Genomic DNA, 23,987 nt, shown 5'->3' with positions numbered 1-23,987 from the left:
ACGTCCGGCTTCGCCAGGTGCTCCGATGACGCGTGCCGCCGGGCGCGCTTCCCCCGTTGGAGGACCCATGAAATCCTTGCGCCGCAGCAATTCCCGCCGGGCACTCGCCGGACGGCTCGGCGTACTGGCACTCGCCGCCGGTGCCGCGCTGTCCGCCGCGACCGGCACCGCCTCAGCCGCGGGAGACCCGGTCCTCGCGGCGCCGTACCTGTACCAGTGGGGCGGCCAGAGCGATCCGTCCGCCGCGATGGACGCGACCGGCGTCAGCGCGTTCACCCTCGCGTTCATGCTTTCCGGCGGCGGCTGCACCCCGGCGTGGGACGGCAATCGCCCGCTCGACGGCACCGATGCCGCGATGATCCAGAAGATCCGCTCCGCGGGCGGCGACGTGATCCCGTCCTTCGGCGGCTGGTCGGGCAACAAACTGGGCCCGAACTGCGGGTCGCCGGACGAATTGGCGGGCGCGTACCAGCAGGTGATCGACGCCTACAGCTTGCAAGCGATCGACCTCGACATCGAAAACACCGACGAGTTCGAGAACGCGGCCGTGCAGGACCGGATCCTCGGCGCGGTCAAGATCGTCAAGGACAGGAACCCGAACCTGCGGGTCGTGATCACGATGGGCACCACGCCGCAGGGCCCGAACGACTGGGGCAAGCGGCTGATCTCGCAGGCGAAGGCACTGGGCGCGGACGTCGACGTGTGGTCGCTGATGCCGTTCGACTTCTCCGACGGCGGCGACATGGTCGCGATGACGAAATCCGCGGTCGACGGGCTGGTCGGGGAACTGAAGTCGACCTTCGGCTGGGACGACGCCACGGCTTATCACCGAGCGGGCCTGTCGTCGATGAACGGCAAGACCGACCGAGCGGGCGAAGTCGTGTCGGTAGCGGACTTCACCGCGATCCGGGACTGGGCCGCCGAGCATCACCTGGGCCGGGTGACGTTCTGGGCGACGAACCGGGACTGCAGCGGGTGCAGCGGGATCGACCAGGAGAACTACGCGTTCACGAAGGTGGTGGCCGGGTACAACGGCTGACCACGGTCCGGGGCGGCGGTTCGGCTGCTTCAGGCCGGGTGCCGATCCGCACGAGGCTGACCGCGGTGCTCCGGAGTGGACTGGCAGCGCTCCCCTGACCCGGCCGCAACGGTCGCAGCGAGCCGAGCCGACAGCGGTACAGCTCGCCTATGCCGAGCTGACGGCGGTTCGGCTGCTCCGACCACAACGGTCACGGCGGGCCGAATCGACGGCAGTTCGGCTGGTCAGAGCAAGACGGGCCGCAGTTCGGCCGAGGTGAGCGGATCGATCGGGCTGAACCCGCCTGGGCACGCTCACCTGGTCCAAACCAGGTGGCACCCGTTCGGTCGGCCCGGACCGCGTTGGGGGCGGTCCGGCTGGGCGACCGGCCGCCGTGCCGTCAGCCACCGGTGGACTGAACCACCGCCTCGCCCTGGTGGCAGTCCAGCCGGGCGAAGCGGGGCGACGGGGACCTTCCCGCCCGGGAGGTCCCCGTTCGACCGTCCGTCACACAGCGTGCGCGGATACGGCCAAACGAGTGAAGATCAGGCAGCGGCGGTAACCGACAGCGCCGCTTCGCCGGCCTCGGTCAGCTCGGCGGGGACGCGGCCCGCGGCGGTGACACCCTTGCCCGGACGAAGGTAGCCGCCCTTGGCGAGCGCGTGCGCGGTCATCTGGTCGCAGCACGCGAAACCGTCGACGAAAAGGTCGGGCTCGCAGCTGGTGGACATCTCCGCGCGCTGTTGCGCGACCGCCTTGAGCATGGCCATCGCGCGATGGGTCAGCTCGACGGTCACCCCTTCTGCACCGGACACCGGGATCGCCTTCTTCCTCGTGGGCTACTTACTCAACGTTATCGCCGATTGAGCCAACTGTGTTAACAGCCACACTGTAGCTGTTCGGGAATGTGACGATGCCTAGACCTGTTCGGTTCCCGCCAGGCGAGACTCGAGCGTCCGAGCCCACTCGCGCACGATCTGTTCGCGGCGGCGGGTGTCGTCGGTGAGCAGGTTGGCGAGGCCGAGCCCGCGCCCGAGGTCGAGCGTGGCCTGGACCAGTTCGCGCACGCCCGGCCGAGTCTCGTCGACGCCGAGCAGCTCGACCGCGACCCGATGCGCCTCCCGCCCGACCCGCGCCTCCAGCGGCACGAGGACGTCGCGCAACTGCTCGTCCGTCGACGCGACCGCCCACAACTGCAGCGCGGCGCGGAACATCGGCCCGGTGTAGAGGGTCAGCAACATCTCGACGACCCACTCGATCCGCGACGCCCCGCCCGGCGACCCGGCCGCCCGGGTGCGCAGTTCGTCCAGCTGAGCCTCGCCGAGCAACTCGACGGCCGCGGCGACCAGCGATTCCCTGGTCGGGAAGTGGTGCTGCGCCGCGCCCCGGGAAACTCCGGCCCGCTCCGCGATGACCGCGACGGTGACCCCGTGCCAGCCCCGCTCCCCAATGCAGTCCATGGCGGCCTCGATCAACCGCCGCCGAGTAGTGCGGCTGCGTTCTTGCTGCGGTTCGCGGAGCATCAGGCACCACCTCGCCCGGCCGGTCCGCTCCCGCACAAGTCCGTGAGGGGAACCCTCAGGGACTCTGATTCCCTCAGGGTTCCCCTCACGGACCTCAGGCCCGGCCCGCGTCGGACGCTCCTCATGACGTCACCACTGCTCAGTACGACTTCGGCAGCCCAAGGCTGTGCTGCCCCACGAAATTCAGCACCATCTCGCGGCTCACCGGCGCGATCCGGCCCAACCGCACGGTCGTCACCAGGCTTCCCAGGCCGTATTCGGTCGCCAGGCCGTTCCCGCCGTGGGTTTGCACCGCCTGGTCCACCGCGCGGATCGCGACTTCCGCCGCCGCGTATTTCGCCATGTTCGCGGATTCCCCGGAGGCGAAATCGTCGCCCGCGTCGTAGAGCGTGGCGGCCTTCTGCGTCATCAGTTTCGCCAGCTCGAACTCGATTTTCACCTGCGCGAGCGGATGCGCGAGCCCCTGGTGCGAACCGATCGGCGCACCCCACACCTGGCGTTCGTTGGCGTACCCCACGGCCTTGTCCAGCGCGTACCGGGCGGTGCCCAGCGAAAGCGACGCGCCCATGATCCGCTCCGGGTTCAGGCCCGCGAACAGCTGCGCGATCGCCGCGTCCTCCTCGCCGACCAGGGCTTCCGCGGGCAGCCGCACGTCGTCCAGGAACAGGGAGAACTGGTTTTCCGGCGCGACGATGTCCATGTCGATCTTCGAATACTCGAACCCGGGCGCGTCCGTCGGCACCACGAACAGCACCGGCTTCAAGCGGCCGGTCTTCGCGTCCTCGGTGCGGCCGACGACGAGCACCGCGTCCGCCTCGTCGACGCCCGAGATGAACACCTTGCGCCCGGACAGCACCCAGTCGCCGCCGTCCCGGCGCGCGGTCGTCGTGATGCGGTGCGAGTTGGACCCGGCGTCCGGCTCGGTGATCGCGAAGACGATTTTCTTGCTGCCGTCGGACATTCCGGGCAGCCACTGCTTCTTCTGGTCCGGCGTGCCGAAGCGCGACAGCACCGTGCCGACGATCGCCGGCGACACCACCATCAGCAGCAGCGGCGAGCCCGCGGCCGCGAATTCCTCCAGCACCGCGGCGAGATCCGCGATCCCGGCTCCCCCGCCGCCGTACTCCTCCGGCAGGTTCACGCCCAGGTAGCCGAGCCGTCCGGCTTCGTTCCACAGCTCGTCGGTCTTCTCGCCCGCGCGAGCCTTCTTCGCGTGATACTCGTGCCCGTACTTGCCCGCCAAGTCGGCCGCGGCCTTGCGCAGCGCCACCCGCTCCTCGGGCTCGACGAAGTTCATCGCGTTCATTCGGTCTCTCCCACCACAGCCAGCACCGCGCCTACCTCGACCTGTTGCCCGACCTCGACCGGCAGTTCGGCGACCACGCCGTCCGCCGGGGCCGAGATCCGGTGTTCCATCTTCATCGCTTCCAGCCACAGCAACGGATCGCCCGCCCGCACACTGTCCCCCGCGGACACCGCGAGCCGCACGACCGTGCCCGGCATCGGCGCGAGCAGCGAACCCGCGGCCAGCGCCGAATCGGGGTCCGCGAATCGCGGTTCGGCGGCCAGCGCCACCGCACCCAGCGGCGAGTCCACATAGGACACCGAACCGTGCCGGGCGACCGCGAAGGTCCGGCGGACCCCGGCGATGTCGAGGACCACCTTGTCCGGTGCCGCGGCGACCAAGGCGACATCGTCGTAGCCTTCGGCACGCAGACCGTCCCGGGTCAGCGAGTAGACGACCTCGTAACGGTTGTCTCCCTTGGCAAACACCTTGCGCTGACCGGCGGAGCGGACGTTGCGCCAGCCGCTGGGCAGTCGTCCCAGAGTGGTCGCGGAAGCCCGGTTCCCGGCGGCATCGGCGAGCGCGGCCGCCAAGGCGGACCAGCGTTCGGTGTCCACAGTGGCCAGCGGAGCGGCCAAAGTGTCGAGTCCGTGCCGGTCGAAAAACGCGGTATCCGTTTCCCCGGCGAGGAAAGCTTCGTGGCGCAGGATCCGGACCAGCAGGTCGCGGTTCGTCACCACGCCGTGGATCTTCGCGCCGGCCAACGCACCGGCGAGTCGACGCGCGGCTTCCGCCCGCGTGGGCGCCCACGTGATGACTTTCGCCAGCATCGGGTCGTAATGAACACCGATCACCGAACCGGATTCCACACCGGAATCCAGCCTTAGCCCGGCGCCGTGGGTGAATTCGCGGTCCACTCCGGACACTTCGAAGGTGTGCAACGTACCGCTCTGCGGCTGCCATCCCGCCGACGGGTCTTCGGCGTACAGGCGTACTTCGATCGAATGCCCCTGGGCCGCAGGCGGTTCGGCAGGCAACCGAGCGCCCTCTGCCACCGAAAGCTGCAGCGCGACCAGATCCAGCCCAGTGACATTCTCGGTCACCGGATGCTCGACCTGCAGCCGCGTGTTCATCTCCAGGAAGTAGAACCGGCCGTCCGGACCGGCCAGGAATTCGACGGTTCCCGCGCCGACGTAGTCGATCGCCTGCGCGGCTTTGCGCGCGGCATCGAACAATTCGGCCCGCATGGCATCGTCCACGAAGGGCGATGGCGCTTCCTCGACCACCTTCTGGTGCCGGCGCTGGATGGAGCACTCCCGCTCCCCGACCGCCCAGACCGTGCCGTGCGAATCGGCGAGCACCTGGACCTCGATGTGCCGTCCGGTTTCGAGGTACCGCTCGCAGAACACCGTCGGGTCGCCGAACGCCGATCCCGCTTCCGCGCGGGCGCTCTCCACGGCTTCGGCGAGCTCGTCGAGCGAACGGACCACGCGCATTCCGCGCCCGCCACCGCCAGCGGAAGCCTTGACCAGCAACGGAAGGTCATCCGAGGTCACCGACGCCGGGTCCAATTCGGACAGCACCGGAACCCCGGCGGCGGCCATCAGCCGTTTCGACTCCACTTTGGAGCCCATGGTCTCGATCGCCGCGGCTGGCGGGCCGATCCAGGTCAGTCCGGCGTCGAGCACCGCACGGGCGAAACCGGCGTTCTCGGACAGGAAGCCGTACCCGGGATGGATCGCGTCGGCTCCGGCGTCGGCCGCGGCTTTGACGATCAGCTCGCCGCGCAGATACGTCTCGCCCGGCGCGTTGCCCGGCAGCCGGACGGCGACGTCGGCTTCGCGCGCGTGCGGCGCGTCGGCGTCCGCGTCGGAAAACACCGCGACCGTGCCGATTCCGGCGTCCCGGCAGCTGCGGAACACGCGGCGGGCGATTTCGCCCCGGTTGGCGACCAGCAGATTCTGGATCATGGCCCTCACATCCGGAAGACGCCGAAGCCGCCTTCGACGCCCTTCACTGGTCCGTTGTGGATCGCCGACAGGCTCATCCCGAGCACCGTGCGGGTGTCGCGCGGGTCGATGATGCCGTCGTCGTAAAGCATGCCGGAGAGGAACATCGGCATCGATTCCGCCTCGATCTGGTTTTCCACCATGGCGCGCATCGCGGCGTCGTTTTCCTCGCTGTACTCCTGGCCTCGGCTCGCCGCCGCTGCACGGGCCACGATGGACAGCACGCCGGCCAGCTGCGCCGGTCCCATCACCGCCGATTTCGCGCTCGGCCAGGCGAACAGGAACCGCGGATCGTAGGCCCGGCCGCACATCCCGTAATGCCCGGCCCCGTAGGACGCTCCCATGAGGACGGACAGGTGCGGCACCTTCGAGTTCGACACCGCGTTGATCATCAACGCACCGTGCTTGATGATGCCGCTCTGCTCGTATTCCTTGCCGACCATGTAGCCGGTCGTGTTGTGCAGGAACACCAGCGGCGTGTCGATCTGGTTGGCCAGCTGGATGAACTGCGCGGCCTTCTGCGATTCCTCGCCGAACAGCACGCCCTGCGCGTTGGCCAGGATCCCCACCGGGTAGCCGTGGATGCTCGCCCATCCGGTGACCAGGCTCGGCCCGTACAGCGGCTTGAACTCGTCGAAGTCCGAACCGTCCACCACGCGCGCGATCACCTCGCGCGGGTCGAACGGGATCTTGAGGTCGGTCGGCACGATGCCGAGCAGGTCCTCGGCGTCGAACAACGGCTCGGCGTAGTCCGGCTTGGGCGACGGGCCTTGTTTGGTCCAGTTGAGCCGCTTGATGATGCCGCGGCCGAGCCGGATCGCGTCCTCCTCGTCGACCGCGAGGTAATCGGCTAGCCCGGACGTCCGGGCGTGCATTTCCGCGCCGCCGAGCGATTCGTCGTCGGACTCCTCGCCGGTCGCCATTTTGACCAGCGGCGGTCCGCCGAGGAACACCTTCGCGCGTTCCTTCACCATCACCACGTAATCGGACATGCCGGGCAGATACGCGCCGCCCGCCGTGGAGTTGCCGAACACCAGCGCGACGGTCGGGATCTTCGCCGCCGACGACCGCGTCAGGTCGCGGAAAATCCGGCCGCCGGGAATGAAGATTTCCTTCTGCGTCGGAAGGTCCGCGCCGCCGGACTCCACCAGGTTGATCACCGGAAGCCGGTTCTGCGCCGCGATGTCCGCCGCCCGGAACGATTTCTTCGTCGTCCACGGGTTGCTCGCGCCGCCCTTGACCGTCGGGTCGCTGGCCGAGATCAGGCATTCGACGCCTTCCACGACGCCGATCCCGGTGATCACGCTCGCGCCGACCCGGTAGTCCGAACCCCACGCGGCCAGCGGTGACAGCTCGAGGAACGGCGAATCCTCGTCCAGGAGCAATTCGATCCGCTCGCGCGCCAGCAGTTTTCCGCGCTTGCGGTGGCGTTCGACGTACTTCTCGCCGCCGCCGGCGACCGCTTTGGCCTGTTCGGCGTCGATCTCCGCGAGCTTCTCCAGCATCGCCTCGCGGTTCGCGGCGAACTCGTCGGCCCGGGTGTCCACTGTGGACCTGAGAGTGGTCATGCGGTGTATCCCAATCGCTTCGCGGCCAGTCCGGTGAGGATTTCGGTGGTGCCGCCGCCGATGCCGAGAATGCGGACGTCGCGGTAGTGCCGTTCCACTTCGGACTCGCGCATGTAGCCGAGCCCGCCGTGCAGCTGCACCGCCTCGTTCACGACCCATTCGGCGGTCTGCACCGCGGTGTTCTTTGCGAAGCACGCCTCGGCGATCACTTCTTCGCCGGACACGTGCCGGAGCGCGACCTGCCGGGCATACGTCCGCGCGACGTCGACCTTGCCGGCCATCTCGGTGAGCTTGTGCTGCACCAGCTGCCGCGAGATCAGCGGACGTCCGAACGTCTCGCGCATCCGGCACCAGTCCAGCGTCAAATCCAATGCCCGCTGCGCGTGCGCATACGCCTGCACCGCCAGCGAAAGCCGCTCGGTGACGAACTGCGTCGCCACTTGCGCGAACCCGCTGTTCTCCGCGCCGACCAAGTTCTCCGCCGGCACTCGAACGTCTACATAAGACAGTTCCGCGGTGTCCGAAGCCGCCCAGCCCATCTTCTCCAGCTTGCGCGACACGGTGAACCCGGGCGTTCCGCGCTCGACCACGATCAGCGAAAGACCGTGCGCACCAGCTTCGCCAGTTCGGACCACAGTGGTCACGAAGTCCGCGCGGCAGCCGGAGGTGATGAACGTCTTGGCCCCGTTGAGCACATACTCGTCGCCCTCGCGCACCGCCGTTGTGCGAATCCCGGCGACGTCGGAGCCGCCGTCTGGTTCCGTGACCGCGAGCGAGCCGATCTTCTCGCCTTCCAGCGTCGGCCGCACCCAGCGTTCGATCTGCACCGGATCGCCGGCCTCGACGATGTGCGGCACCGCGATCCCGCAGGTGAACAGCGACGCGAACAGCCCGCCGGACCCGCCCGCGTAGTGCATTTCCTCGGCGACCACGAGCGCGTCGAGGTAATTGCCGTCGCCGCCGCCCGCGGATTCGGGGAACGCGACCCCGAGCAGGCCCAGCTGTCCGGCCTTGCGATGCAGGTCGCGCGGCAGCTCCCCGGCCCGCTCCCAGTCGTCCAGGTGCGGCAGCACGTCCTTCTCCACGAACCGGCGCACCGTCGCGCGCAGTTCGGTGCGTTCCGGCGTGCGGAACGGATCCACGGTCACAGCAGCGCCTCCGGGACGTCGAGTTCGCGCGCCCGCAGCCATTCGCCGAGCGCCTTCGCTTGCGGATCGAATCGGGCCTGCGAAGCGACGCCGTCACCGAGAATGCCCTCGACCACGAAGTTCATCGCCCACAGGTTCGGCAGCAGGTGCCGGGTGACCGGCAGTCCTTCGGTTTCCGGCAGCAGACGGCGGAATTCCCCGACAGTCAGCCGGTGCACGAGCCAGCGCCAGGCTTCCTCGGACCGCACCCACACGCCGAGGTTCGCGTTGCCGCCCTTGTCCCCGCTGCGGGCCCCGGCCACGAGACCGAGCGGCACGCGCCGCACCTTGTCCGCCCGCAACGGTTCCGGCAACTCTGGTTCGTCCACTTCGGACAGATCGAGCGTCGCGGAGGCGGGCGCGATGTCCACCTTGGACCCATCCGGCAGGACCGCGACGTGCGGCACCGCGGCAGCGTCCACAAAGGCCGCCGAATAGACCCCGAACGGCGAAGCGTCCGAAGGCGGTGCGGTGACGTGGAATCCCGGGTAGCTCGCGAGCGCCAGCTCGATCGCCGCTCCGCTGAACGCGCGTCCGGCGATCTTCGGATCGTTGTCCTTCACCGCGACGTGCAGCAGCGCACTGGCGCGTTCCTCGGTGTCGGCGTCCGCGTGATCGGTGCGTGCGAGCGTCCACCGGACCTCGGCCGGCGGGCGCTTGGCCAGCGCTCCTTCCAGCTGTTCCCTTACCAGCGCGGCTTTTTCCTCGATGTCCAGTCCGGTAAGGACGAACGTCGTCTCGTTCCGGAAACCGCCGAGCCGGTTGAGGCACACCTTCAACGTCGGCGGCGGCGCTTCCCCGCGCACCCCGCTGATCCGCACCCGGTCCGGCCCGTCGTCCGAAAGCGACAGAGTGTCGAACCGTGCCGTCACATCGGGATTCGCATACCGCGCACCGGTAATCTCGTACAGCACCTGCGCCGTCACGGTGCCTACGTTCACCACGCCACCGGTGCCGGGATGCTTCGTGATGACGCTGGAGCCATCGGCGTGGATCTCCGCGAGAGGGAATCCCGGCACGCCGATCGGCTGTTCCCGGAAGAACGAGTAGTTGCCGCCGGTCGCCTGTGCGCCGCATTCGATGACGTGCCCCGCCGCGACCGCCCCGGCGAGCGCGTCGTAGTCGTCGCGAGCCCAGCCGAAGTGCGCCGCCGCCGGTCCGACGATCACCGACGCGTCCGTGACCCGTCCGGTCACCACCACGTCCGCACCGGCCTTCAGACATTCCGCGATGCCCCACGCACCGAGATAAGCGTTGGCAGTCAACGGTTTCTCGAAGCCGAACTCGTCCGCGCGCGCGATCAGGTCGTCGCCTTCGACGTGCGCGACGCGGACCTCGATACCAAGTTTCGCGGCCAGTTCCCGCAACGCGTCGGCGAGCCCGGCCGGGTTGAGCCCGCCCGCGTTCGCGACGATCCGGACGCCCTTGTCCTTCGCCAGTCCGAGGTTCTCCTCCATCTGCCGGAGGAACGTCTTGGCGTAGCCGCGGGCCGGGTCCTTCATCCGGTCGCGGCCGAGGATGAGCATGGTCAGCTCGGCGAGATAGTCGCCGGTCAGGACGTCGAGCGGGCCGCCGGTCAGCATTTCCCGCACGGCGGAGAACCGGTCGCCGTAAAACCCGGACGCGTTCCCCACGCGCAGCGGCGCGCTCACGCGAACTGCCCCGGCTCGCGCCCCGCCCCGGGCGGTCCGGCGAACGCCTGCGCGATGCCCAGCCATTCCTCGACGTCCGCGCCCGTCGCGACGAGATCAGTGTCCGCCGGATGCCGCCGCTGCGTCACGACCAGGCAGAAGTCGAGCGCGCTGCCGGTCAGCCGCTGCTCCGCGTCCTGCGGTCCGAACGCCCACGTGCTGCCGTCCGGCGCGGTCAGCTCGACGCGGAATTCCTCCGTCGGCGGCGCGAGCGAGTGAAGTTTGTACGCGAAATCGCGCGTGCGCGTGCCGAACCGGGCGATGTGCCGCAGCCGTTCGGTGGGCTCGCGTTTCACGCCGAGCGCGTCGGCGATGTCCTGCCCGTGCGCCCAGGTCTCCATCATCCGCGCGGTCGCCATCGAAGCCGCACTCATCGGCGGGCCGTACCACGGCAGCTTCTGCCCGTCCGGCACCGCGGCGAGCGCCTCGGCCAGCGCGGCCCGACCGGCGCGCCACTGCGCCAGCAACTCGTCCGGCGGCAGCTTAGCCCCGTCTTCGGCACCCTGGTCGACGTAGTTTTCGCCGATGCTCAACAGGTTCTCGACCTCGGACTGCCAGTCCTCCGGCCGGCTCGCGGAGATCAGCGATTTGCCGTCGGTCCACGCCAGATGCGCGATCTGATGCGCGATGCTCCAGCCGGGCGCCGGCGTCGGCCGCGCCCACCCCTCGGCGGGCAACCCGGCGACCAGGTCGTCGACCGCCTGCGATTCGGCCGCGAGATCCCGGAGGATCCCCGCGAGATCAGCCATTCCTGCGCCTCCCTGCGTCCGCCGCACCACCTCGTGCGGACCCAGCGTGGACCCTGGCCCCGGAAAAATCAAGCGCGCCTGATTGTTTTGCACCCGGCACCTTGTCCGAGCAAGTCCGTGAGGGGAACCCTGACGGACTTTGAGTCCCGCAGGGTTCCCCTCACGGACAGCAGGTCACCGCCTCCGGCGCGCCCGAATGTGGCGTTCGGTGCGCCAGACGCACCGAACGCCACATTGGGTGCGTCCCACGCACCCAATGCCACATTGGGGCGCTAACAGCACGCCGCGAACCCCAAGCCCCCACCCACCCAAGCCGCGAAAGACCGCCGCCGATGCACCCAACCCCCGGGGGCACCCACCCCTCCCCCAACCCCGATACAAAGCCGCCCTGCGGTTCGGGGGTGCTTGTCAAGGCATCTTTCCCGCCTTGACAAGCACCCCCGAACCGTCAGCACAATGAAAAATCGGGGTGCCCCACGCAACCAAGGCGGCGCAATGTCGCCGCCAGGCGACGAGCCGCCCGCCCCTCTATTGACACTACGAAAACAAGCCCCCTACCGTCCTCCCCATGGACTCCTACGCGGAGATCGCCTACGAGGTCGCCGCCAAGGTCGCGACCGTCCGGCTCGACCGGCCCGAAGCCCGCAACGGCTACACGATCCGGATGGCCGACGAACTCGCCCACGCGCTCGACCGGGCCGACCGGGACGAGGACGTCCGCGCAGTCGTACTCGGCACCACCGGCAAGGACTTCTCCGTCGGAGCCGACCTGTCCTCCGGCGGCTTCGACTTCGGCGACCGCCCGCCGGACGACTGGCAGGAACCCGCCGGCCGCGTGTCGAAGCGAATCTTCACCATGAACAAACCGGTCATCGCCGCACTGCGCGGGGCATCCGTAGGAGCAGGAATCACTATCACCCTCTCCTGCGACTACCGCTTCGCCTCCACCGACTCCAAGTTCGGCTTCGTCTTCACCCGCCGCGGGATCTACCCCGAAGGCGCGTCCGCGTGGTTCCTCCCCCGGCTCGTCGGGATGGGCGCGGCCGTCGACTGGATGGTCAGCGGACGGCTCTTCGGCCCGGATGAAGCACTGCGGTCCGGCCTCGTCCACCAGATCCACGACCCCGGCGACGTCCTCGCGCAGGCGCAAGCCAAGGCGAAGGAGATCGCCGAAACCACCGCACCCGTCGCGGTCGCGGTCACCCGGCAGCTGCTCTACCGGATGGCCTCGGCCCCGTCGCCCTTCGACGTCCACCAGGTGGACTCGAAGCTCATCTCCCAGCTGAGCTCGAACCCCGACGCCGTCGAGGGCATCGCATCCTTCTTCCAGAAACGCCCGCCCGAGTTCCCGTTGCGCGTAGACCGCGATCTGCCGCCGTACCTGCCCTGGATCAGCGAATGACCGAGTACCCGCCCGAACCGTGGCACCTCGCCGCCGACGCGTGCCTCTCGATGTGGCGCGTCCCCGCCGACGAACTGCCCGCCTTGCCGGCCGGCGCCGAACCGCTGCTCCTCAACCACCAGGCCGCCCTCTTCACCGCCTGGATCGACTACCTGCCGTCCGGTCAGCTGAGCTACCACGAACTCCTCTCCTGCGTCGCCGTGCGCGGCCGCGGGCTCGCCGCGTCGATCACCGACATCTGGGTCGACAGCGAGATCTCGCGCGCGGGCGGGCGCGAGCTGTGGGGCATTCCGAAGGAACTCGCGGCCTTCACCTTCACCGGCGGGCGCACCTTCACCGCGGCGACCTCCGACGACTGGATCGCCACCGCCGCCTTCACCCCGCGCGTCGGGCTCCCGATCACGCTCCCGGTACGCTTCGAGATCGCTCAGGACCGCGGCGGCCGCCCGCTGCGTACCCCGGTCGAGTGGCGTTCGAAGCCCCGCGCGGCGGCCGCCGACTGGTCGGTCAACCCCGCCGGGCCGCTGGGCTTCCTGGCCGGGAAACGGCCCGTGGCCAGCATGGCGCTGGGCGCGACGAGGCTCCGTTTCGGATCTTGCCCTCGGTGATCGGGTAACCCGCCTGAGTGAGACCGACACGCCATACCTTGGGGCCCGTGCGCGCCTCCACCCCAACATGTAGTCTCTGGGAACCGGCAGCCCCCAGCGACGGGGAGACCGCTTGAAGAGGGCGGCCGGGCTGTTTCGCCGAAACCGCAGCGCATGGCCTTGACCGGCCGTGTGCCGCTCGAACGCGCCCATTTCGAGGAACTGTTGGAGACGCGCATGTCAGTGGAAACCGGTCAGCGGCCGCCGTCGGCGGCGGAGGGGGCCCCGAGCGCGGTCCGCGTCATCCGGCGGGACGGAAGCGTCTCGCCCTTCGACGCGGGCAAGATCTCGGTGGCGCTGACCAAGGCCTTCCTCGCGGTCGAGGGCGGCGACGCCGCCGCGTCCTCGCGGGTGCACCACGTGGTCGCGGAGCTGACCGAGCAGGTCGAGGCGGCGCTGCTGCGCCACACCGGCCCGGAGACCGCGCTGCACATCGAGCAGATCCAGGACCAGGTCGAACTCGCCCTGATGCGCGGCGGGCACCACAAGGTCGCCCGCGCCTACGTGCTTTACCGCGACGAGCGCGCGAAGGCCCGCGAGGCCGCCGCGCCGGCGCACGCCGAGGTCGCGCTGAGCGTCAAGGGCGCCGACGGGACGCTGCGCCCGCTCGACTGGGCGCGCGTTTCGCACGTCGTCGGCGAGGCCGTCGCCGGGCTCGAGGACGTGTCCGCCGAGCCGGTGCTGGCCGAGGCCAAGCGCAACCTCTACGACGGCATCACCGCCGACGAACTGGCGCTCGCGCAGATCATGGCCGCGCGCGTGCTCGTCGAGCAGGAGCCGAACTACTCGTTCGTTTCCGCCCGGCTGCTGCTGGACAAGCTGCGCGGCGAGGCGCTGAGCTACCTCGCCGGCGCCCCGCGCCAGGCCAGCCAGGACGAGATGACCTCCGAGTACGCGCCGTACTTCCGCGCGTACCTGCGCCGCGCCGTCGAACTCGAACTGGTCGACGCCGAGCTGACCACGTTCGACCTGGACAAGATCACCGCCGCGATCCGCCCCGAGCGCGACCTCGACTTCGGCTTCCTCGGCCTGCAGACCCTGTACGACCGGTACTTCCAGCACCACAACGGCGTGCGGTTCGAGCTGCCGCAGGCGTTCTTCATGCGCGTCGCGATGGGCCTGGCGATCCGCGAGGACAACCGCGAAGCGCGCGCCATCGAGTTCTACGAGCTGCTGTCGACGTTCCACTTCATGGCGTCCACCCCGACGCTGTTCAACAGCGGCACCAACCGCGCGCAGCTGTCGTCCTGCTTCCTGACCACTGTGGACGACGACCTGGACTCGATTTTCCAGGCGTACAAGAACAACGCGCTGCTGGCCAAGTACTCCGGCGGCCTCGGCAACGACTGGACCCCGGTCCGCGGCCTCGGCGCGCACATCAAGGGCACCAACGGCCAGTCCCAGGGCGTCGTGCCGTTCCTGAAGATCGCCAACGACACCGCGGTCGCGGTCAATCAGGGCGGCAAGCGCAAGGGCGCGGCCTGCGCGTACCTGGAGACCTGGCACGTCGACATCGAGGAATTCCTCGACCTGCGCAAGAACACCGGCGACGACCGGCGGCGCACGCACGACATGAACACCGCCAACTGGGTCCCGGACGAGTTCCTGCGCCGCGTCGAAGCGAACGCCGAGTGGACGCTGTTCTCGCCGAACGAGACGCCGGACCTGCACGACCTCTACGGCAACGCGTTCGCGCAGCGCTACCGCGAGTACGAGGCGGCCGCCGCGCGCGGCGAGATCAAGGTGTTCCGCAAGGTCCGCGCGGTCGAGCTGTGGCGGCGGATGCTGACCATGCTGTTCGAGACCGGTCACCCGTGGATCACCTTCAAGGACCCGTGCAACCTGCGTTCGCCGCAGCAGCACGTCGGCGTCGTGCACTCGTCGAACCTGTGCACCGAGATCACGCTGAACACGACCACCGACGAGGTCGCGGTCTGCAACCTCGGCTCGGTGAACCTGCTCAAGCACGTCACCCCTGAAGGGCTCGACACCGAGCGGCTCGAGAAAACCGTGCGCACCGCGGTCCGCATGCTCGACAACGTGATCGACATCAACTTCTACACGATCCCGGAGGCGCGCCGCTCCAACCTGCGCCACCGTCCGGTCGGCCTGGGCATCATGGGCTTCCAGGACGCGCTGTTCGAGCTGGGCGTGCCGTTCGCGTCGGAAGAAGCGGTGAAGTTCGCCGACGTGTCGATGGAGCACCTCTCCTACTACGCGATCTCGGCCTCCACCGACCTCGCCGAGGAGCGCGGCCAATACCAGACGTTCGAGGGTTCCTTGTGGAGCAAGGGAATCCTGCCGATCGACTCGATGCAGCTGCTCATCGACGCCCGCCAGGGCGACGGCCTCGACGTCGACACCTCGACGACGCTGGACTGGGCGCCACTGCGCGAGCGCGTCAAGACCGTCGGCATGCGCAACTCGAACGTGATGGCGATCGCGCCGACCGCGACGATCTCCAACATCTCCGGCGTCGGCCAGTCGATCGAGCCGCTGTTCCAGAACCTGTACGTCAAGTCGAACATGTCCGGCGACTTCACGGTGGTGAATCCGCACCTGGTCAAGAGCCTCAAGGCGCGCGGCCTGTGGGACGAGGTCATGGTCAGCGACCTGAAGTACTTCGACGGCAGCCTCGGCCAGATCGACCGCGTTCCGGACGACCTCAAGGCGCTGTACGCGACCGCCTTCGAGATCGAGTCGAAGTGGATCGTGGACGCCGGTTCGGTGCGGCAGAAGTGGATCGACCAGGCGCAGTCGCTGAACCTGTACATCGCGGCGCCGAGCGGCCGCAAGCTCGACGAGCTGTACCGGTACGCCTGGCACAAGGGCCTCAAGACCACGTACTACCTGCGGGCGCAGTCCGCGACGCACGTGGAGAAGAGCACCCTGCGCGGCACCGACGGCAAGCTGAACGCCGTCTCCGCCACCCCGGCTCCGGCCGCTCCGGCCGCCGCTGCCCCGGCCGCCGCGCCTTCCCCGGCCCCGTCGCCGTCGCCGTCCGCCGCGGTTCCGGCCGCCGCGCCGTCGCCGTCGCCCGCGGCGGCCGTTCCCGCGGAGCCGAAGGAGATGCCGAAGACCGACGTCGACTTCGTCGCCACCGAGGGCGCCGCCTGCCGGATCGACGACCCCGACTGCGAAGCCTGCCAGTAACCCCCGACGTGCCGTGAAGGACTCCTTGAGGGAATCTGATTCCCTCAAGGAGTCCTTCACGGCCCCCGAAGCCAAGGTGACCTGAATGACGAACGTGGAAACGACGGACGCGACCGGCCTCGGCGAAATCGAGGTCGGCGCAGCCCGGATCAACGTCGACGACAAGCGCATGATCAACGCGCGCGCCGACGTGAACCAGCTGCTGCCGATGAAGTACCGGTGGGCGTGGGACAAGTACCTCGCGGCGTGCAACAACCACTGGATGCCGACCGAGGTCGCGATGCAGGCCGACATCGCCTTGTGGAAGTCGCCGGACGGCCTCACCGAGGACGAGCGGCAGATGCTCAAGCGCAACCTGGGCTTCTTCGCCACGGCGGAGTCCTTGGTGGCCAACAACATCGTGCTCGCGGTGTACCGGCAGATCACCAACCCGGAGTGCCGCCAGTACCTGCTGCGCCAGGCCTTCGAGGAGGCCGTGCACACGCACACCTTCCAGTACATCTGCGAAAGCCTCGGCCTGGTCGAGGGCGAGCTGTTCAACATGTACCGCGAGGTCCCGTCCATTTCGGACAAGGACGCGTGGGCGCTGAAGTACACGCAGAACCTGGAAAACCCGGACTTCGAAACCGGCACGCCGGAAGCCGACCAGGCGTTCCTGCGCGACCTGGTGGCGTTCTACGTGATCTTCGAAGGAATGTGGTTCTACACCGGTTTCGCGCAAATCCTGTCGCTGGGCCGCCGGAACAAAATGGTCGGCATCGCCGAGCAGTACCAGTACATCCTGCGCGACGAGTCGATCCACCTGAACTTCGGCATCGACTGCATCAACCAGATCAAGATCGAGAACCCGCACCTGTGGACCGAGGAATTCCAGGCCGAGGTGCGCGGAATGCTGCAGGAAGCGTGCGAACTGGAAGTGAAGTACGCCCGCGACACCATGCCGCGCGGCATGCTCGGCCTGTCGGCTGACCTGTGCGAACAGTACATGCACTTCATCACCGACCGCCGCGCGCAGCAGATCGGCCTCCCCCCGATCTACGGCGAGAACGAAAACCCGTTCCCCTGGATGTCGGAAGCAATGGACCTGAAGAAGGAAAAGAACTTCTTCGAAACCCGAGTCATCGAATACCAGTCCGGCGGCGCACTCGACTGGGACTGATCCCACCCCGAGGCACCTGCTGGAACTCGGCCGCACCCTGCCCAGGGTGCGGCCGAGTTCGTATGCGGGCAGACCGCATTCAGGGCTCCAAGCGGACAAACAATCGCATCGCGACCGGGCCCTTCGCTACTGCAGCGCCGACACCACTCCAAACTTCGCAAGGTCGTGCGGCTCCACCAGGATCGACCAGCCCAGCATTTGCCCGGATTTCGCATCTACCGTGACGGTGAGCACGTTTCCCCTGGGAGCATTGCTCCCCCGGGGGACCTTGGCGGCGTACCCCACGAAGTTGCCGGTCATTTGAATCAAGTACACCGGATCGTTGGCCTTGGGCTGCGTTCCGTCAATATGCTTGAGAGCATTGCGGTCGGTTTTCACATATCGAATACCGGCCGGGCTGCCCTCGCCATTCGCGGCAGCCAACCTCTTCGCCACACCCAGCAGGTCGGCGGAAGTAGGCGGCGTGACGTTGCTTTCGGCAGACATCTTCTCCGTCTTGTCTACGCAGGGCTTGCGCGTGGCACCCGTTATGTTTTGCCCGTTTGTGTACATAAGAAATAGATCTGGTCGGTCGTTGACCAGTTCTGCTTGAGCGGGATGCCAATTGTTGCCGGTATCCTGGTATTGAAACCTTGAAGAGTTGGCAAAAACTCGAGCACTCGGCACCGTTACCTCGAGCCCGTTGTCCGCTTGGCCGCCGAATGCCCCGTTGTCTTCGGAAATACCGACAAGATCTCCATTCTGGCGAATCTCCCAATCGGGACTGCCGGGAACCCAGCTGAAGGTTACGTTCTCGCTGGCGAGCTCGTGCGCGGACTTGATGTAGAACTCACGGTACGGAACCCTTGGCCGCTGATCTGCCCAGTACCACAGAAACCCTTTCTCTCGCCCCGGGGAACTGTACAGTGTACCCGCGGTCATTCCTGCTTCAACCCAGGTGTCCAGCTTCGGATTGTTGAGGTTGGTGAGAAGCCACTGCTCCCAGTTGGCGAACTCGGCATCTCGGTTGTCCACATGAAGACAGCCAACTAAAACCGCAGAAAATGATCGAACAGGAGAAAGAATTCGCATCGCCCCTCCTTCGCGAAAGTCACGAACTTTCACCGGGTGATCCGGACGCGATCTTCCGCTTACACAAGAGCAGAAAGCACAGAACCCCTGCATCCCCCGAATGTTGGTTGGCCACCAACAACTCCACACTTTGTCCTTCCTGTTGCACGCAAGGAACCGCCGACCGGGTGACAACCCAGTCAACGGATACGCCTGCGTGCGCAGCGATTTCGAGCAGCGACTGAAAAATAAGCAGAAAATATGACCCACTAGTGAGCAATGGTCAGGCGTTAACGGACAGTGCGCCAAAAACATCAGCCGCACCATGCTCGACGCCGGCCAGACGCCAGACAGCACAGTGCAGCTCCTCCGTTCGTCTCGCACCCGCCGGGTGCGATGTCACCGCCGGACGACGAGCACCTTCCGACGCTCCCTCCTGCTCCGGCAGCAGCACGATCCCTCCCGGACCCTGGGACACCCGCCTCCTGGCCTGATTCGGCAAGCTGACCCACGCCATTGGTTCGCCAGGACGCAGCCGCGTCTTGGCGAGACAACAGGGAACCCGGTGCGATTCCGGGGCTGCCCCGCAGCGGTATGTGGGAACGAAAGCTGTCACCGCGGGAGCGGTAAAGCACTGGGCGTCCAGCCCGGGAAGCGACAGCCGGCAGGCACGAGCGGTACGCCCACGAGTCCGAATACCTGCCAATGGCACGCACGCCGACGGCGTGCGTGAGTCCGGGTCTCGCGGGACACCACGATTCTCGGCTATCCGCGGATTGGCCCAGCCCGAGAACTCAAACGAGCACTCGAGTCCTACTGGTCAGGAACAACCACCGAAGAAGACCTTCTGACCGCCGGACGGCAACTGTGCGAGCAAACCTGGACAACCCTGCGAGACCAGGGTCTCGGCTCAATCCCGTCCAGCACTTTCTCGCTCTACGACCAGGTGCTGGACACCGCCGCACGAGGAGTCCCGGACGCACCCGCCCTCGAAATGACGAAGTGGTTCGACACGAACTACCACTACCTGGTCCCGAACTCCCGCTTCGCACTCACCGGCACCGCCCCGATCGACGAAGTCCGCGAAGCACAAGCACTAGGCATCACGCCACGCCCGGTACTCTTCGGACCGGTCACCTTCCTACTGCTGGCCAAGCCCACCGAACCAGGCTTCACCCCGCTGGAACCGCTGGACGAACTACTGCCCGCATACGCCGAACTATTGGGCAAACTGGCCGACGAGGGCGTCGAATGGGTCCAGTCGGACGAACCAGCCTTCGCGACAGACCGAACCACGCCGGAGTTCAACGCACTCACCCGCGCTTACCACTGGCTGGCCAAGAAAAACCACCGCCCGAAGCTCCTGGCAGCCGGATACTTCGGCGGCCTCGGCCGAGCACTGGGCGTCCTGGCCCGCTCCCCCAGCGAAGCAATTGCCGTCGACCTGGTAACCGATGAATCCTTTGCGGGCAACGTCGCGGCGGAAGGAGCACTGCGGGACAAGGAAGTCCTAGCCGGAGCAGTAGACGGCCGAAATGTGACATCCACTCGCCGCGCGTGCCGAACCGGACCGAGATGACCGACCTGGGGCGCACGGCGCTCGGCGCGGTCCCGGCGGAACAGCTGTGGATCAATCCGGACTGCGGTCTCAAGACCCGCGGTTACGCCGAGGTCGAGCCGGCGCTGCGGCATCTGGTCGGCGCGGCCCGGGAACTGCGCGCCGAACCTCGCTGAACCGTCCAGGTGCCGGGCGGCTGGCCAGGTCGCCCGGCACCGGTCCGAGGATCACCCGAACGGCAGCCCCCACAGGTATTGTCACAACGTCAATAACAGGGGACCGTGGACGAGACCGATACCCTCACCGGGAGGTGGTCGCCATGGCGGACGTGACCGGAAAGACGGGAATCCCCACAGTCGGCGGCACCCTAGGCAAGGCCGCCCAAGCCGGAAGCGACAGTGTCACGCGGCTGTCGGAGAACCTGCGCGGCCGGATGCCGCCGCTGACCGCGATCCCGTTGCCGCGCAAGTTCGACGAACGCTGGCTCGGCGCGCGCTGGCCGGTCCGCGAACTCGCGGCGCCCCCGGCGGGCAGCGGCCTGAAGCCGGTGCTCGGCGACGACGGGCCGCCGCTGATCGGCCACACGCTCGACGGGATGCGGTTCGGCCTCGACTTCAGCCTGCACCGCTTCGAACAGTTCGGCCCGGTGTCGTGGATGGGCGTCTTCGGCCAACGCATCGTGACGCTATCGGGCCCAGAAGCCACCCAGGCCGCCCTCATCAACAAGGACAAGGCCTTCTCCCAGGAAGGCTGGAAGTTCTTCATCGAGCGCTTCTTCGAACGCGGCCTCATGCTGCTCGATTTCGGCGAGCACCACCTGCACCGCCGGATCATGCAGGAGGCCTTCACCCGCGACCGGCTCCGCGGCTACGTCGCGCAGATGGGCCCGGCGCTGCGCGAGGGCGTCGCGGCACTGCCGTCCGGCCGCCCGCAGCTGTACTGGGCGTTCAAACAGCTGACGCTGGACGTCGCGACGCAGGTGTTCATGGGCATGCGCTCCGCCGCCGACGCCGAGCGCATCAACCGCGCGTTCGTGGCCGCTGTGCGCGCCGGCACCGCCGTCGTGCGCTATCCGGTGCCTGGCGGGCGCTGGGCCGCGGGTTTGCGCGGCAGGCGGACGCTGGAGCGCTATTTCGGCGAGAACCTGGCGGCCAAGCGCGACGCGGACGGCGACGACCTGTTCTCCGCGCTCTGCCACGCCGTTTCCGAGGACGGTGACCGGTTCAGCGACGCCGACATCGTCAACCACATGATCTTCCTGATGATGGCCGCGCACGACACGACCACCATCACCGCCAGCGCGATGGCCTACTACCTCGCGAAACACCCGGAATGGCAGGAGCGCGCCCGCGAGGAGTCGCTGCGCCTCGGCGACGACCTGCCGGACCTCGAAGCGTTGGAAAGTCTCGAAACGCTGGACCTGGTGATGAAAGAGGCACTGCGGCTGCGCGCGCCGGTGCCCTCGCTGGCGCGAAAGACCACAAAGGACACTGCGGTTCTCGGCCACTACCTGCCGGAAGGCACGATGGTCGCGGTTTCGCCGACGCTGAACCACTACTCCCCCGAACACTGGACCGATCCGCTGCGCTTCGACCCCGAGCGGTTCGGCCCGGACCGCCGCGAGGACAAATCGCACCGGTTCGCGTGGATGCCGTTCGGCGGCGGCGCGCACAAGTGCATCGGGCTGCAGTTCGGCGGCCTGGAGGTCAAGGCGCTCATGCACGAGCTGCTGCGGGCGCACCGCTGGTCGGTGCCCGAGGACTACGTCGCCAAGTGGGACTACGTCTCGCTTCCGGTGCCCGCCGACGGGCTGCCCGCCCGGTTGGCCTATCGTTGACGGCCGCCGAGCGGGACAGAAAGGTCGACAGCTGGAGACAAAACTGCAGTACAAGCCACCTTCGTGTACTCAAGGTGACTTGATGTCACCAGTTGTGTAGTGCCCATCACTCGTTCAGCCGGTAGACACCCTGTTTGGTCCGTGATGCCGTGGCATCACTTGCGGCCGACTCGTACCCAGTGTGGGTCTTCGGATCCTCCACACCGGGCCTGAGCTGGTCTTTGTCCGCGTATGAAGAGGTGGAGAGTGCCGGAGCCTGGTGCCATGCCAGGGTTGGTCGACGTCGCGCGCAAGTACGCGGCGGCGCTGACCGACACCAACGGAGTAACGCTCCCTCCCGCCGAGGTGGAGCGGATCCTGCTCGACTTCGCCGGCGAGGTCGCCGCGCGTCCCGAGGACGCCGGTGCCACGCGCCGGTTCACCGCGCTGTTCTCCTCGGCGCCGCTCGGCATCGCGTTGACCGACCCGTCCGGGGCCGTCGTCGAGGCGAACCCGGCGCTGGCCCGGCTGCTGGGCACGTCCACGACCGCGTTGCGGGACAAGCACATCGCGGATCTCGCGGCCGGTCCGCAGGACGCCGAACGGCTGCGCGCCGCGCTCGAGGGCCTGCCGCTGACCGCCGACGCCCGCCGGACCGTGCAGAGCGTCCAGCTCGGCCACAGCCGCGACGGCGAGCTGACCACGAACGTCACGCTCGCGTCGCTGCCCGGCGACCGGCCGGGCACGTACTTCCCGGTCTTCATGGCGGCCGATGACGACGACCTGCACCTGCTCGGCGAACGGCTGCGGCACCAGAACCTGCACGATTCGCTCACCGGACTGCCGAACAGCGCCGCGTTCAACGCCCAGCTGGAACTCGCGCTCGGCTCGGGCGGTTCGGACGAGATCGCCTTGCTGTACCTGGACATCGACGGGTTCAAGGTGATCAACGACGGCCTCGGCGCCGGCATGGGCGACCTGGTGCTGAAGGCGATCTCGCGGAAGCTGAAATCGGTGTTCGCCGGTCAGCACGACGGCTACGTCGCCCGGCTGTCCGGCGACGGTTTCGCGGTGCTGCTGCGCGGTCCGGAGCTGACCGCGCAGGAGACGGTCGAGCTGGCCGACCGGGTGCTGGAGGAACTCAGCGAGCCGGTCTACGTCGACGGGCACGGCATCGGCGTCAGCGCGAGCATCGGGATCGTCGTGCGCCCGGCGAACGAAGGCACCCACGGCGACCTGCTGCGCGCGGCCGAACTGGCGCTGCACCGCGCCAAGGAGGCGGGCAAGGCGCAATGGATGCTGTTCGACCCGCAGCTCGACGAACGGGACCGCAGCCGCTACCAGCTCGGCGCGGTGATCGCCGGAGCGCTGGAGAACGGCGAGTTCTCGCTGATCTACCAGCCGACCGTCAAACTCGCGAAGCCGGACGAGATCGCCGCGGTGAACGCCGGGCTGCTCTGGAGCCACCCGGAACGCGGCGAACTCGGGCCGGAGGAGTTCTACCCGCTCGCGCAGACCACGGCATGACGATCCCGCTCGGCAAATGGCTGCTGCAGGAATCGCTGGGCGCGACCGCGCGCTGGCGCGAGCAGTACGGACCGGCGGCGCCGGACGTCTGCATCCGCCTGCCGAAGCGGCTGGCCATCGATCCGGATCTGGTGCTGCTGGTCAAGAACCAGCTGGACCGCCACCGCCTGCCCGCGCGAGCGCTGCGCCTGTGCACCGACCGCGCGTCGATGTTCGACGGCGAGGGCGAACTGCTGGATTCGTTCAGCGTGCTCGCCGATCTGGGCGCGCAGCTCGTGCTGACCATCACCGGATCGTCCGACCTGGAACTCATCCCGCGCTACCAGCTCCCAGTCAAACACGTCATCCTGAGCGGCCCGGTCGTCGATGCCCTGGCCGGTCCCGATCCCGCGGAGACCGATGTGCGGCACCTGTCGCAACTGGTGACGCGAGCGAAGGAACTGGGCCTGCGGATCGGGGCGGAGGGCGTACGCGACGCTGCACACGCGGCCCGGCTGCGGGAGCAGGGCGTGCTGGCGGCACGGGGTTCGTTCGTGACGGAGTCCGCTACGGGCGACGAGGTCGACGAGATGATCGCTCGGCACGCCAGCTGAGGGTTGCCCGTTCCGGTTGCATGCTCGGCCGGGTTGCCCAGCCAGCCCTCGG

Annotated in this window: 17 protein-coding genes, 1 pseudogene and 1 riboswitch; of the genes and pseudogenes, 9 read left to right on the top strand and 9 right to left on the bottom strand. The window is 68.0% G+C overall.

Translation table 11 applies throughout. From position 1 onward, the window contains the following. The first annotated feature begins 67 nt into the window (after positions 1 to 67). Positions 68 to 1,039, top strand: coding sequence for a chitinase (locus CU254_RS12050; RefSeq protein ID WP_050788154.1), 972 nt, complete (start codon positions 68 to 70; stop codon positions 1,037 to 1,039). A 524-nt stretch (positions 1,040 to 1,563) separates the two neighbouring features. On the opposite strand, the gene CU254_RS12045 is transcribed toward CU254_RS12050, so the two are convergent. The 8 genes from CU254_RS12045 to CU254_RS12010 all read right to left on the bottom strand — a co-directional run bounded on the left by CU254_RS12045 (position 1,564) and on the right by CU254_RS12010 (position 11,030). Beyond that, positions 1,564 to 1,833, bottom strand: a complete 270-nt coding sequence (locus CU254_RS12045; RefSeq protein WP_009075983.1) for a hypothetical protein — start codon at positions 1,831 to 1,833, stop codon at positions 1,564 to 1,566. Between the two features lie 102 nt (positions 1,834 to 1,935). Continuing rightward, a complete protein-coding gene (locus tag CU254_RS12040; RefSeq protein WP_037713415.1) occupies positions 1,936 to 2,541 on the bottom strand; it encodes a TetR/AcrR family transcriptional regulator in 606 nt (201 codons plus the stop codon). A gap of 139 nt (positions 2,542 to 2,680) precedes the next feature. Then, positions 2,681 to 3,847 carry an acyl-CoA dehydrogenase family protein gene (locus tag CU254_RS12035; RefSeq protein ID WP_009075978.1) on the bottom strand — a complete coding sequence of 389 codons (1,167 nt, stop codon included), beginning with the start codon at positions 3,845 to 3,847 and terminating at the stop codon, positions 2,681 to 2,683. Then, positions 3,844 to 5,796, bottom strand: a complete 1,953-nt coding sequence (locus tag CU254_RS12030; protein WP_009075976.1) for a biotin carboxylase N-terminal domain-containing protein — start codon at positions 5,794 to 5,796, stop codon at positions 3,844 to 3,846. Before CU254_RS12030 ends, CU254_RS12035 begins: the two co-directional genes overlap by 4 nt. 5 nt (positions 5,797 to 5,801) lie before the next feature. Next, positions 5,802 to 7,403, bottom strand: a complete 1,602-nt coding sequence (locus tag CU254_RS12025; protein ID WP_009075974.1) for an acyl-CoA carboxylase subunit beta — start codon at positions 7,401 to 7,403, stop codon at positions 5,802 to 5,804. Next, positions 7,400 to 8,593 (bottom strand): acyl-CoA dehydrogenase family protein, encoded by a 1,194-nt coding sequence (locus CU254_RS12020; RefSeq protein WP_050788153.1) that lies wholly within the window; start codon positions 8,591 to 8,593, stop codon positions 7,400 to 7,402. The genes CU254_RS12025 and CU254_RS12020 overlap by 4 nt, the downstream gene beginning before the upstream one ends. Then, positions 8,548 to 10,242, bottom strand: a complete 1,695-nt coding sequence (locus tag CU254_RS12015; protein WP_009075970.1) for an acyclic terpene utilization AtuA family protein — start codon at positions 10,240 to 10,242, stop codon at positions 8,548 to 8,550. The genes CU254_RS12020 and CU254_RS12015 overlap by 46 nt, the downstream gene beginning before the upstream one ends. Beyond that, positions 10,239 to 11,030 carry a TIGR03084 family metal-binding protein gene (locus CU254_RS12010; protein WP_037713410.1) on the bottom strand — a complete coding sequence of 264 codons (792 nt, stop codon included), beginning with the start codon at positions 11,028 to 11,030 and terminating at the stop codon, positions 10,239 to 10,241. The genes CU254_RS12015 and CU254_RS12010 overlap by 4 nt, the downstream gene beginning before the upstream one ends. A gap of 568 nt (positions 11,031 to 11,598) precedes the next feature. On the opposite strand from CU254_RS12010, the gene CU254_RS12005 reads away from it, so the two are divergent. The 4 genes from CU254_RS12005 (at position 11,599) to CU254_RS11990 (ending at position 17,391) form a co-directional block, all read left to right on the top strand. After that, positions 11,599 to 12,432 carry an enoyl-CoA hydratase-related protein gene (locus tag CU254_RS12005; RefSeq protein WP_009075965.1) on the top strand — a complete coding sequence of 278 codons (834 nt, stop codon included), beginning with the start codon at positions 11,599 to 11,601 and terminating at the stop codon, positions 12,430 to 12,432. Then, a complete protein-coding gene (locus CU254_RS12000) occupies positions 12,429 to 13,040 on the top strand; it encodes an acetoacetate decarboxylase family protein (protein WP_037713407.1) in 612 nt (203 codons plus the stop codon). Before CU254_RS12005 ends, CU254_RS12000 begins: the two co-directional genes overlap by 4 nt. A gap of 216 nt (positions 13,041 to 13,256) precedes the next feature. After that, positions 13,257 to 16,232 (top strand): ribonucleoside-diphosphate reductase subunit alpha, encoded by a 2,976-nt coding sequence (locus CU254_RS11995; RefSeq protein WP_100267045.1) that lies wholly within the window; start codon positions 13,257 to 13,259, stop codon positions 16,230 to 16,232. Between the two features lie 85 nt (positions 16,233 to 16,317). Continuing rightward, on the top strand, positions 16,318 to 17,391 hold the full coding sequence (locus tag CU254_RS11990) for a ribonucleotide-diphosphate reductase subunit beta (RefSeq protein ID WP_009075962.1): 1,074 nt from the start codon (positions 16,318 to 16,320) through the stop codon (positions 17,389 to 17,391). Between the two features lie 126 nt (positions 17,392 to 17,517). On the opposite strand, the gene CU254_RS42955 is transcribed toward CU254_RS11990, so the two are convergent. Beyond that, positions 17,518 to 18,462 carry a hypothetical protein gene (locus CU254_RS42955; protein WP_009075961.1) on the bottom strand — a complete coding sequence of 315 codons (945 nt, stop codon included), beginning with the start codon at positions 18,460 to 18,462 and terminating at the stop codon, positions 17,518 to 17,520. 479 nt (positions 18,463 to 18,941) lie between these two features. After that, positions 18,942 to 19,163, top strand: a riboswitch (cobalamin riboswitch). Between the two features lie 35 nt (positions 19,164 to 19,198). On the opposite strand from CU254_RS42955, the gene CU254_RS11980 reads away from it, so the two are divergent. The 4 genes and pseudogenes from CU254_RS11980 (at position 19,199) to CU254_RS11965 (ending at position 23,935) form a co-directional block, all read left to right on the top strand. Beyond that, positions 19,199 to 20,020: a hypothetical protein gene (locus tag CU254_RS11980; RefSeq protein WP_078560749.1), complete on the top strand. Its 822-nt coding sequence runs from the start codon at positions 19,199 to 19,201 to the stop codon at positions 20,018 to 20,020. Beyond that, a complete protein-coding gene (locus CU254_RS11975; RefSeq protein ID WP_234392815.1) occupies positions 19,999 to 20,175 on the top strand; it encodes a hypothetical protein in 177 nt (58 codons plus the stop codon). Before CU254_RS11980 ends, CU254_RS11975 begins: the two co-directional genes overlap by 22 nt. 257 nt (positions 20,176 to 20,432) lie before the next feature. Then, complete coding sequence (locus tag CU254_RS11970; protein WP_199786220.1) at positions 20,433 to 21,836, top strand: cytochrome P450; 1,404 nt, start codon at positions 20,433 to 20,435, stop codon at positions 21,834 to 21,836. Between the two features lie 264 nt (positions 21,837 to 22,100). Continuing rightward, positions 22,101 to 23,935 (top strand): annotated as a pseudogene (locus CU254_RS11965) (diguanylate cyclase domain-containing protein). Positions 23,936 to 23,987: the final 52 nt, after the last annotated feature.

Source organism: Amycolatopsis sp. AA4, assembly GCF_002796545.1.
Taxonomy (GTDB): Bacteria; Actinomycetota; Actinomycetes; order Mycobacteriales; family Pseudonocardiaceae; genus Amycolatopsis.
The sequence above is the reverse complement of the archived record's forward strand: the minus strand, read 5'-3'. Positions and strand labels throughout refer to the sequence as shown.